This window comes from Pseudomonas sp. NBRC 111127 (assembly GCF_001320345.1).
Classification (GTDB): domain Bacteria; phylum Pseudomonadota; class Gammaproteobacteria; order Pseudomonadales; family Pseudomonadaceae; genus Aquipseudomonas; species Aquipseudomonas juntendi.
Genome location: NZ_BCBD01000183.1, coordinates 1 through 10831 on the forward strand (window position 1 = coordinate 1; position 10831 = coordinate 10831).

Annotated in this window: 8 protein-coding genes and 1 pseudogene; 4 read left to right on the top strand and 5 right to left on the bottom strand. The window is 61.7% G+C overall.

The genetic code is table 11. The features are described 5' to 3' along the window. Positions 1–110 precede the first annotated feature (110 nt). Positions 111–374, top strand: a complete 264-nt coding sequence (locus APH30_RS23715) for a DUF3613 domain-containing protein (protein WP_029885797.1) — start codon at positions 111–113, stop codon at positions 372–374. A 25-nt stretch (positions 375–399) separates the two neighbouring features. On the opposite strand, the gene APH30_RS23720 is transcribed toward APH30_RS23715, so the two are convergent. Then, entirely contained in the window at positions 400–822 is a 423-nt protein-coding gene (locus APH30_RS23720) for a prepilin peptidase (RefSeq protein ID WP_054913938.1), read from the bottom strand. A 75-nt stretch (positions 823–897) separates the two neighbouring features. Here APH30_RS23720 and APH30_RS23725 point away from each other — a divergent pair, with 75 nt between their 5' ends. Beyond that, positions 898–1341, top strand: a complete 444-nt coding sequence (locus APH30_RS23725; RefSeq protein WP_054913939.1) for a TadE/TadG family type IV pilus assembly protein — start codon at positions 898–900, stop codon at positions 1339–1341. Next, the gene (locus APH30_RS23730; protein WP_054913940.1) at positions 1338–3983 is read left to right on the top strand and encodes a PAS domain-containing sensor histidine kinase; all 2646 of its coding nucleotides are present in this window, start codon (positions 1338–1340) and stop codon (positions 3981–3983) included. The genes APH30_RS23725 and APH30_RS23730 overlap by 4 nt, the downstream gene beginning before the upstream one ends. Here APH30_RS23730 and APH30_RS23735 read toward each other — a convergent pair. Continuing rightward, positions 3968–5920 carry a pilus assembly protein TadG-related protein gene (locus APH30_RS23735; RefSeq protein WP_256222123.1) on the bottom strand — a complete coding sequence of 651 codons (1953 nt, stop codon included), beginning with the start codon at positions 5918–5920 and terminating at the stop codon, positions 3968–3970. The two genes, APH30_RS23730 and APH30_RS23735, sit on opposite strands and share 16 nt — an antisense overlap. A gap of 141 nt (positions 5921–6061) precedes the next feature. On the opposite strand from APH30_RS23735, the gene APH30_RS23740 reads away from it, so the two are divergent. Further along, on the top strand, positions 6062–6352 hold the full coding sequence (locus tag APH30_RS23740; RefSeq protein WP_009684480.1) for a DUF3509 domain-containing protein: 291 nt from the start codon (positions 6062–6064) through the stop codon (positions 6350–6352). 17 nt (positions 6353–6369) lie between these two features. Here APH30_RS23740 and APH30_RS23745 read toward each other — a convergent pair. From APH30_RS23745 to APH30_RS23750, 3 genes and pseudogenes are all read right to left on the bottom strand, one after another. Further along, positions 6370–7343, bottom strand: a pseudogene (locus tag APH30_RS23745) (type IV secretion protein Rhs); the annotation flags it as partial. 200 nt (positions 7344–7543) lie between these two features. Further along, complete coding sequence (locus APH30_RS28385; RefSeq protein ID WP_082416244.1) at positions 7544–8074, bottom strand: SMI1/KNR4 family protein; 531 nt, start codon at positions 8072–8074, stop codon at positions 7544–7546. Positions 8075–8076: 2 nt separating this feature from the next. Next, positions 8077–10831 (bottom strand): RHS repeat-associated core domain-containing protein (locus APH30_RS23750; protein WP_177333784.1); only part of this gene is annotated, 2755 nt, incomplete at its 5' end.

The window sequence follows — 10831 nt, forward strand, 5'->3', positions numbered from 1 at the left end:
AGTTTGCCGCGGCCAAGGCGCGGGCCGGGCAGATCAAGGCCGGTGGCCGAGGCCCGGTCGCCTCGGCCCAGGCATCGCAGCCGATGGTCAATTGAAACTGGGAGGTGAACATGATCAGGTACGTGATGGTGCTGGCCTGCTGCGTGGGGAGCGCGGCGCTGCACGCCGAGCAATACCCGCGCCCGAGCCCTCAGGATGAAACGGCCACCGAGCGGCTGCTGCGCGTGCAGTCCAGCGGCGCACAGGCCTCGCGCCACCTGCAGGTACAAACGGCACGGGAACGCGACCAGTCCATGCAGCGCTGGCTGGATACCTACAAGTACGAGATCCCCGACTTCTACCGCTGGACCAAGATGACCGAGCGCAACAATTAGCGGGGGCTTGCCGTGCCGTCAACGCTCAGCCCAGGCAGGCCAGTGAGACGGCAAAGCCTGCCAGCAGACAGGGCGCGAACGGCCTTTTTTGCCGCGGCTGTCGCGCACCTCGGCGGACCAGCTGCCAGGCCACCAGCACCACACCCGCAGCAATGAAAGTGACCAGCACATGGGCAACGCTGCTGGCCAGCGCCAACGCACCGAGCAGCTTGACGTCACCGGCCCCGAACTGCCCCAGCGCGTAGCCCGGCAGCGTGAGCAGCAGCACGATGAACAACGCCAGCGCCGCATCACTGCCCTGGGCACCGAGCCAACTGCGCCCTGTGGCCAGCAACCAGGCCAGCGCAAGGGTTGCGGCACCCAGCGTCAGTACATTGGCTATCTGCCGTTCGCGGGCATCCTGCCCGGCGCACAGCGCTAGCCACACCAGCAATGCAAGGCTGTGCATGGGCAATTGGCCATCCCTGTTCGTCGATCGCTTCTATGCTGTTGTTCAGGACACATGGTCAGGGTAGACGCAATCATGAAAGCAGGCCCGGCAAAACGGCAGCACGGTGCGGCAGCCATCGAGTTCGCCGCGGTGTTCATGATCTTCTTCGCCGTGTTCTACGGCCTTGTCAGCTACTCCCTGCCCATGCTCATGCTGCAATCGTTCAACCAGGCCAGCGCCGAGGCGGTGCGCCGCTGCGTGGCGCTGGACCCGGACAGCCCCAGCTACACCAACGATGTGCAGAACCTGGCCCGCCAGGTCATCAGCCAGCAGTTGCAGTGGCTGCCTGCTGCCTTCGACTTCCAGCCGGCCAGCGACGCACAGGTCACCTTGGGCTCCGACAAGCTGCTGACGGTAGCCATCGATTATCCCAAGGCAAAACTCACTCATGTGCTGCCCATGCTGGTGCTGCCATTGATTGGCGAGGTACCGCGCCTACCCGACCGGCTGCGTGCCGAAGCGAGCCTGCAACTGTGAACGGCCTGTTCGAGCGCTGGCTCGGCGGCCAGGCCCCGCTGCCGGCAGAACAGCACCCTCCAGCCATCGGTTTGCAATTGTGGCTGGATGATCAAGGCCACGTGCTGCGCCTGGCCGGGCCGCTGCGCACGCTGCTGCCGGCAAGCCCGCACCACGCCGCGCGGGTGCATGACTACCTGCAACGGCATAGCTGGCTGGTACTCGAAGGCGCCCCGGCGGACTGGCAGGGGCAGCCGCTGGACCTGGACTTCGTGACCGTGCACGGCACTGCTCTGCATACGCGCGGCTGGCTCCTGCGCCAGGCTGACGGGTGGCTGCTGCAGGTGTTCGATATCGGCGACCTGCTGGGTGAGCGCGAAAACCACGCCCATGACCTGGCGCAGCACCACCTGGCCTTGGCGCTTGGCCGGGCCATGCGTGACTGCGACGAACAGCACCTGCTGCCGACCACAACCGCTCAACTGCAATACTTGGCCGAGCACTGGCAGGCGGGGGCCCTGCGCCTGCTGCTGCCAGGTGACAGCGGCTGGTACAGCTACGCCAGCAGCGATGCCGTTTGGCCCTGGGCAGACGACGAGCGCCTGCGTGCCTGGCTGCGTACGTTGCCACCCACCGCTCGGCAGCTGACGGCCGAGCACCCGCTGCTGCACTCGTCGGCTGCCGGCCTGCCGCTGGTGGCCCTGCCCTACCAGCACGGCCACTGTGTTCAGGCCTGGTTACTGTGTGCCGGGGCACCAAGGCCACCCACACCCCAAGCGCAGGCTACCCTGCTGCCCGCGCTGGTCGAACCGCTGCTCAGCCGCCTGCGCCAGCAGCAGCTGCAGCAGCGCGCCTGCCACCTGGATGAACTGCAGCAGCAACTGGGCGCTGGCTGGTGGTCATGGCCCTTGCAGGGGCCACTGGCATTCGACCCAGCCCTGGCATCACGCCTGGGCCTGCCGCGCGATGCCACCTGCGAACAATGGTTCGGCCGTTTGCACCCGGCCGACCGCGAAGCTGCACGCATGGCGCTGGCGCAACTGCGCGACGGCATCGCCTTGAACCTGAACCTGCGCCTGTTGCCCGCCGGCGACCTGGCAGCCCCACGCTGGCTGCAGTGGGTCGGCCAGCTGCGCGGCCGCCAGGTTCAGGGCTTCGTGCTCGATATCAGCGCCTTGAAAGCCCAGGAGCTACAGGCCGGGGCGGCCCGCGCCCGGCTGGAAAACCTGATCGCCAGCTCGCCAGCGGTGATCTACATCCAGCGCTACGCCGACGGGGCGCTGCACAGTGACTTTTTCAGCGCCAGCCTTACCCCGCTGCTAGGCTGGCCCAAAGACGGCGAATTGGCCCAGCAGCCCGGCCAGGCGGTGCACCCGGACGACCGCACGCTATGGCTGGAACGTACGCGCACGCTACTGCGCGACGGCCAGGTTCGCAGCCGCTACCGCTTGCGTGATGAGCGCGGCGGCTATCACTGGATACTGGACGAGGCCCGCCTGCTACGTGACGACCTAGGGCAACCGGTGGAGGTCGTGGGCCTGTGGCTGGATGTCAGCGAGGCCACCGAGGCTGCCGAACGCGTGCGCCAGAGCGAAGAGCGCTACCGGGCGCTGGTGGAAGACTCGCCCGCGCTGATCTGCCGGTACACGCCTGCGCTGCAATTGCTGTTCGGCAATCGGCCGCTGGCCGAGCTGCTGGAGTGCCCGCCACAGCAACTCGGCGCAATGAACCTGGGCCAGTGGATGAGCGATAGCCAACGCACGGCGTTCGTGCAGCGCCTCGCCACGCTGAGCCCGCAGCAGCCGTTGAGCAGTGCCGAGGTCTGCCTGCAATTACCGGGGCGCCGCAACGCCTGGTGGGTGTGGGCCGAGCGTGGCCTGTTCGATGAGCAAGGGCAACTGGTGGAGATCCAGGCAGTTGCCCGCGACAACACGGCAGTGCGCCATAGCCAGCAGCAACTGCTGCAAGCAGCCAAGATGGCCACCTTGGGCGAACTGGCAACGGGGCTGGTGCATGAAATCAACCAGCCGTTGACCACCATGCGCCTGGCGGTGGTCAACGGGCTGAAACGCCTGGAAAGCGGTGCCGCCGATGTTCCGTACCTCACAGGCAAGCTGCAGCGCATCGACAACCAGCTGGAGCGTGCCATTCGCCTGGTCGAGCATTTGCGCACCCATGGGCGGCGGTCCGAGGTGGAACAGCAGGTGTTCGCCGCCTGGGTGGCGGTGCTCGGTGCGCAGGGGCTGCTGGCCGAGGGTTTGTGCGGCAAAGGCGTGACGCTGGCCATCGAGGCGCCCGAGCGGTGCCCGCACGTGCTTGGCCATCAGGACCAGCTCGAGCAGGTGCTGATCAACCTGGTGGTCAATGCGCGGGACGCTTTGCTGGAACGGCGCGTTGCCCACCCACACATACGCGTAGGCCAACGCATCGAGCACGGGCAGTTGTGCCTGCTGGTGGAAGATAACGCCGGCGGTATCGACCCGCGTCTGCTCGAGCGCATTTTCGAGCCGTTCTTCACCACCAAGCCAGCAGGGGTCGGCACCGGGCTCGGTTTGTCGGTGAGCCACGGCATCGTCGATGCCATGGGCGGCAGGCTGGCGGTGCACAACCGCAACGAAGGCGCCTGCTTCGAAGTGTGGTTGCCGATCTACAAAGCCAACTGAGCGCGGTTGGCACAGGTGAGGTTGGCGCCGACCTCGGCGTTGACCAGGTCGATGCCAAGGGCCTTGAGCAGCACGTTGAGCAAGGGGTCGAGCAACGGGCTGAGCAGGTTCCTGATCAAGGGCTCGACGATACCTTTGACCGTGCCGAGCACGTTGCCAACCAGCACCAGCACATCGCCGAGGCCGCTGTTCACGGTGGGCTTGTAGGCTTCCAGCTGTATGCCCTGCAAGGTCTCGGCCAGGCTGCCGACGACCGTGCTGTTGGCGGTTTGCATGCTCTGGTAGGCAGGGCTGAGGCCGATGTTGGGCGGCACGCTGTCGGGCGCCTGGAACACCAGTGGACGCTCAACGGCCCCGCTACCCAAAACCTTGCTGTTGACGCGCACGCCCAGCCCGCCAGCGGCGAAAGGAACTCGCGCCTGGCAAGTGCCAATGCCCAGCAACTGGGTACACCGCTTGGTGCCGATGTCCACCAACGGCAATGCTTTGACCACCGTGGTGCCGCTCATGAAGAACGCATTGCTGGACTCGAAACGCCCCACCGCAACCTTGGCCGCCGAGCTTTGCGCCTGCGTGACAAGGCGCTTGGGTGAACAACTGAAGGTGCCTGGGGCCTGCGGGTCGAGGCGCGTGGTCGCTTCCGCCACCTCAAGGCCGATATCCAGCGATAGCTTGTCCGGGACCAGGATGATATCGGTGACAGTGCACGGCACGCCGACCAGGCACAGTACCGATTGCAAGGTACTGGCGAGGTTCAGGCTCAGCAGGTTGTTGAGCACATTGGTGATCGGCCCGACCAGGTCGAGTACCCCATTGAGCAAGCCGAACACCGAGTCGAGCAGCGGCAGGTCGAGCGAAATCATCGCCCGCACCTGCGCGGTATGTACCCGCAATTCATCGGTGCGCGGGTCACCCACCGCAGAAATCTGCTGCGGCTCGATCACTTTCAGGCGGACCCGGCCATTGACCAGCCCCAGCACGCTGACCGGCAAGTCCACCGTTGCCGCACTTTCACTGACCGCCAGCTGGATAACGCCCTGCACCAGTTGCAGCAACTGGATGCTGGCATCCAGCCCGGCCTGCGTGGTGCCGTTCTGGATGTCGAGCAAATCGCCCAGCTGCAGCAAGGTGCTGTTGCTGGCACCCAGTGCCAGCTTGCCCAGGTTGGTCACCACGTTGGCGGCCGCGCCGCTCTGCTGCAGTACTTTCACCGCCGCCTGCAGCAGTTGAGTAGCGGTAGCATCGGCGCTGAGCAGTTGCCGATAGTCACCGGCCTTGAGGTTGAGGTCGATGGCCAGTTGGTCCAGGTAGCGCAGCACGTTGAGCTGGGTGCTGGCAATGCCTTGCCAACCGGCCACATCAAGCTGCACGTTACCGCCCAAGGCACCAAGCAGGGCATTGAGCAACGCCGACTGTCGCGAATCGACGGTGGCCAGGGTGGTTCGGATACTCAGCATGGCCTGCGGTGGAACAGGCGACGATGCCACCGCATGGGCGTGCAAGCTGGTGGTCAGCGGCACCCCTGTGCCCTGTGCCAGGCTATACACCCCCGCCGCGACGCTGGTGGGGACCGTGTTGCTCACATCCACCCGGATCGCCTCGGTGCGGTTGTTGTCCGTGGTGAAGGTGCGCAGGCTGTTGGCGCCGGTCTGCAAGTAGCCGCAGCTGGCCGCCAGCGGGTTGCCGGGCGCATGGCCGTTGCGGGTGGCCGCCGCCCGGGCAACCACCGTGGCCTGCGGCCCGCTGCCGGTGCAAACGGCATACTGGCCGGCCGCCTCCAGCGCGGCCATGTCGGCAATGCGTTGCAGCTTGCGCTGCTCCAGGTACAACCGGCCGCTGTCGATCACCAGCAGCATGAACAACAGCGCCAGGCCCATCGTAAACACGGCCATGAGGCCGATTGCGCCACGCTGGCGGGCAGCGGATGAGGGAAGCACGGGCACTCCTTTGCCGGCCATTGGCCATGCGTCGCGGCTGCGATGCAAGGAGTGTAGTTGCGCTAATGGCCAATTGCCCTACTTGAACGAACCGGGTGCGGGCCGGTCAATTTCTGCAGTCCATCTTTGCAGGCTTCAGGCATGAACAATCCATTCGAGCAGATCAGCGCCGCCTTCGCCCCCGAATACCGGGTAAACCTGAGCATTGCCAACCTTGACGGCAGCATCATGCTGACCCTTTCCGATGACGCTGGCGTGGTTGCCAAGCGCCTGATCACCCGAGCCCAGCGCAACGACCCAGTGCGCCTGCAGCGGGTGATCGACAGCATACGCCTGGGCCTGGCCATCGAGCTGGGCCAGAACCCCTTGCAGGTGCTGGCTGCGCTGACCCGCGACGCCCGTCACGAGCCCCGTGCGTTCTTGGCCAATTGAGGGTTAGTTGCGCTGCTACCGGTGCTAGGCACTTGCGATAGCTTGTCTGCTGGCAAGGTCTCGGCAAGCTGGCAGGCCTTGCGACTCATGGCGTCATACCGAAGCAGCTGGTGAGCTTGCTCAGGGGGCGGTAGACCTCGCGGTGCAGGTCATGGCGCTCCATGTCGCTGATGACCTGGCCGTCCAGGTTGAACTGGTGCAGGTGGTTGACCTTGCGGCCATCCGGCAACGTCAGGGTCGTCAGGTTGCTGAGCGGGTCGTACTCATAGCCCAGCGTCCCGTCGGGCGTGATTTCCTGCGTCAGCCGGCCCAGCCGGTCATAGGCGTACTCGAGCTTTTCTTCCGTGATCCCAAACTTCTTGCTTGTCCCAGTTGGTTGCCGCTCGATGCTCAGCAACCGGTCGCCATCGTCATAAGCGAATGTCTGCGTTGCATCGCTGTTGATCTTGGCGATCAAGCGGCCAATGGCATCACGCTCGAACAGCGTATGGCGCTCTGGCCGTTCGGCATTCTCGCCATAGCCAATCTCATCCAGTCGTATGAGATGGCCACCGACGTTGTAGCTGAAACGTCGGGTCAGGTTATCTACCCGCACTTCTTCGCTCAGCCGGTCCGAAACGTCGTAGGCAAAGCTGTACGTGGCATTGTTTTCGTTGACCAGCGCGGTCAGGCGAATGGCCTTGTCGTACTCGTAGCGAACCCGCTGGCCCTTGGCATCCTGGCGGCTGCTCGGCAGGCCGCGGGCCGTGCGTATCAGGCGGGTGGTCTGGCCCTTGCCGTCGGTGTGGCTGAGTACCTGACCGTAGACGTTGTAGGTGAAGATTTCCGTGGTGCCGTCCGGGTGGCTGATGCGCTGCACTTCGCCATCGGGCTTGCGTTCCAGCGTGGTGGTCTGGTTGAGCGCGTCCGTTACCGCGACCAGGTGCTGGCGCTCGTCATAGCGGTAGTACGTGCTCTTGCCTGAGCAATCCTGGTAACGCTCGACCTGGGCCTAGGGTTAGCATACTGAAATGACTGAGACAATATTGGCAGTCGCCTTAGGAATCAAATACTAAAGAACAACCCTACAAATACCACCACTTTGACCAAGCCAGATATTGCTGTAGCTTCTTGACGAAACTTTGAAATGCAAAACCTATCCAATCAAATTGAGATCCAGCTAAACCTATAGAGCCATAATTCTTGACCCCACTAAAACACATCAAACTTAATTATTCCAGATGGAAATGAATCAGGGAAAGAACTTGGTTTTACACCTCCAGAAAGAATGCCCGCCAAAGTTGTAGTCAAGTCTGACTGAAAACACTCAACATCAGGAGACCGAGACGCAACGATGGCAGTTCCCCAAGAGCCACTATCCTCTATTGAATCAACCGTCCAAAATATGTAGTCACCGTTATCAGTCACGCCCACAGGAATCAACCCACCCGAAGCCGGATAAATTAAATATTTATAATAATCGGGATCGGACTCCATTAGCTCCTTCAAATCACCCAGCACAAACTTAAACTGATCGAAAAAATTTATATGTCCGTTATTGCTGAACGGATTGAAAATAAGTATAAAATCCGCTATCCGTCCTGACCCATAAAAATTTATAAAATCAATATAGTCTGATGGAAATGGTAGACCCTGCTCTATTTCAGGCCATTTTCTTCCCATTCCCGAATCTACAGGGCTTTGTGGAGAAGGCATTAGTGCAGTCAATTTATTAATAGCCATATCTACATTCCTGGGGGGTTTAGTACAGTGAGGTTTTCAAATAATCCGCCCGAGCCTTCCGCCTTAATTGTGATGCCAGCTGGAATCCTGGATGGCCCATGGTAAATTGGCACAATATTTACGTCAACGACTTGACCTTGCTCTAGAGCTTTTCTTATCCGTCCCTCCAAAGCACTCATCACTGGCGTATTAGCCGGGCGCTGTTGAATTGTGATGAGGTTTCGCGCGTCATCACCGGACCCACCCAATTGCCGTCCTAGCAAGTGACCTCTTGCCCTATTAGAGCCCGCCCCGGTAATGAACCCTGGGGGTTGAATGTTAGGATTAGCATGGGTACCACTATTAATATGGCTAGAATTTAATCGTGCCTGAACCCCTGTTGGGCGACCCAAGCTATCCAGCTCACCATACTTAATACCACAAGGGCTCAATCCGAGGGGATCAATCCAGCCAAGTGAATTTGAAGCATACCTGTAAAGATTTTGCCCCCCTAGCAAACCAATTGGATCTTGCGTAACAAATCGGGCAGCACCAGAGTCATAATATCGGAAAGTGTTATAGTGTAGGCCTGTTTCGCCATCAAAATACTGACCTTGGAATCGGAGACTCTGCTCAACCTGCTTGACGGCCAGGCTCTCAATCGCACCCCAAGAACGATACGTCGCCTGCCAAACAATCTTGCCCTCGTTGTCCGTCAGCTCCAACGGCGTCCCAATCTGGTCAGTATGGAAGTAATAGACCTTCTGCCCTTCCCCTTCAACCTGATCAACCCGCGCCAACGGCGCATAGCTACCCGGCTCGTAAAGGTACAGGATGTTCTGCCCAGGCGTTTCCTCCTGCAGCATCCGTAAGCCTTGCCACAGAAAGTGCTTCAGTTCGACTTCATCATTGATCTCAGCCCGCTTGGCCACCCGCCGCCCAAGGCTGTCGTAACGGTACTCGCCTAGGCTTGTCAGCTTGCCATTGACCAGCGTCTCCGCTCGCACCAGCCGGTTCTCGCAGTCGTAGCTGAAGCTCTGCAGCTTGCTGTGCCCCGAGCGCTTCTCGATCAGGTTGCCCCATGGGTCGTAGCGGTACTCCTGATCCCGCCACTGTTTGATGCGGTTGTCCTTGACCTTGTCGAATTGCCGCGCATTGAAGTCCAGGCGGTTGGCTGCCGGGTCGTAGCGGAACTCCTCACTGCCGATCAGCGAGCCGGTATCGCGACTGCGCAACTGGCCGTTGGCTTCATATTCGTACTTGATCTCGCCACGCAGCTTGTCCAGCGTACGTACCAGTTCACCGGCCGGGTCGTACTGGTAACGGCGGTGGATCGGGTTGTAGGCGTGCTCGACCAGCAAAGAGGTATTGATGCCGGTGTTGTGCACCTGCGAGAGCTTGTCGGCCGGCAAGGTCGAGGCAAACTGCCAGGCCTTGCGCCCCATGGCGTCATAACCGAAGCAACTGGTGAGCTTGCCCTGGGTGCGGTACACCTCGCGGTGCAGGTCATCGCGCTCCATGTCGCTGATGACCTGGCCGTCCACGTTCAACTGGTGCAGGTGACCGCTGCCGTAGTACACGTGGTTGACCTTGCGGCCATCTGGCAGAGTCAGCGTGGTCAGGTTACTGAGCGGGTCGTACTCGTAGGCTAGCGTCCCATCGGGGGTGATTTCTTTCGTTAGCCGGCCTAGCAGATCGTAGGCGTACTCAAGCTTTTCTTCTGTGATCCCAAGCTGCTTGCCGATCCCGGTCGGTTGCCGCTCGATGCTCAGCAACCGGTCACCGTCGTCGTATACGAATGTCTGGCTCGCATCACGGTTGATCTTGGCAACCAAACGGCCAATGGCATCACGCTCGAACAGCGTGTGCCGCTCTGGACGCTCGGCATTTTCGCCGTAGCCAATCTCATCCAGTCGCGTCAGGTGCCCACTAACGTTATAGGTGAAGCGCCGGGTCAGGTTATCTACCCGCACCTCTTCGCTCAGCCGGTCCGACACGTCGTAGGCAAAGCTGTACGTGGCGTTGTTCTCGTTGACCAGCGCTGTCAGGCGAATGGCCTTGTCGTACTCGTAGCGAACCCGCTGGCCCTTGGCATCCTGGCGGCTGCTCGGCAGGCCGCGGGCCGTGCGTATCAGGCGGGTGGTCTGGCCCTTGCCGTCGGTGTGGCTGAGTACCTGACCGTACACATTGTAGGTGAAGGTTTCCGTGGTGCCGTCCGGGTGGCTGATGCGCAGCACTTCGCCGTCGGGCTTGCGTTCCAGCGTGGTGGTCTGGTTCAGCGCGTCGGTCACCGCAACGAGGTGCTGGCGCTCGTCGTAGCGATAATACGTGCTCTTGCCTGAGCAATCCTGGTAACGCTCGACCTGGGCCAGCGTGTTCCACCACAGGTACTTGGACTTGTAGGTCGCGTCGATGATGGTGTGCGGCAGGCCGTCATCGCTGTTCAGGTACTCGGTCATCTGGCCGAGGGCATCGAATTCGGCGAGCAGGTTGCCCTTGTCGTCGTAGCGCGCTCGCCAGGTGCTGCCGTCCGGGTAGCTGACTTTGGTCACCAGCGTGGTCAGGTGGTGGTACTCGTACTGGATCTTGCGCCCCAGTGGATCGGTTTCTTCCACCAGGCGGGCGTATTCATCGTACTTGAAGGCGAGCCGGTTGCCGTCTGGCAGGCCCAGGCCGACCATGTTGCCGTGCTCGTCCAGCTCGATGGCGTAACGTTCGCCACCGTAGTCGCGGCTGGCGACCACGCGGTGGTCGGCGTTGTACTGCACTTGCAGCTCA

Bases quoted from the DNA above. Each gene is read 5' to 3' on its own strand.
- APH30_RS23720 (WP_054913938.1), bottom strand. From the start codon at position 822: ATGCACAGCCTTGCATTGCTGGTGTGGCTAGCGCTGTGCGCCGGGCAG.
- APH30_RS23715 (WP_029885797.1), top strand. From the start codon at position 111: ATGATCAGGTACGTGATGGTGCTGGCCTGCTGCGTGGGGAGCGCGGCG.
- APH30_RS23740 (WP_009684480.1), top strand. From the start codon at position 6,062: ATGAACAATCCATTCGAGCAGATCAGCGCCGCCTTCGCCCCCGAATAC.
- APH30_RS23725 (WP_054913939.1), top strand. From the start codon at position 898: ATGAAAGCAGGCCCGGCAAAACGGCAGCACGGTGCGGCAGCCATCGAG.
- APH30_RS28385 (WP_082416244.1), bottom strand. From the start codon at position 8,074: ATGGCTATTAATAAATTGACTGCACTAATGCCTTCTCCACAAAGCCCT.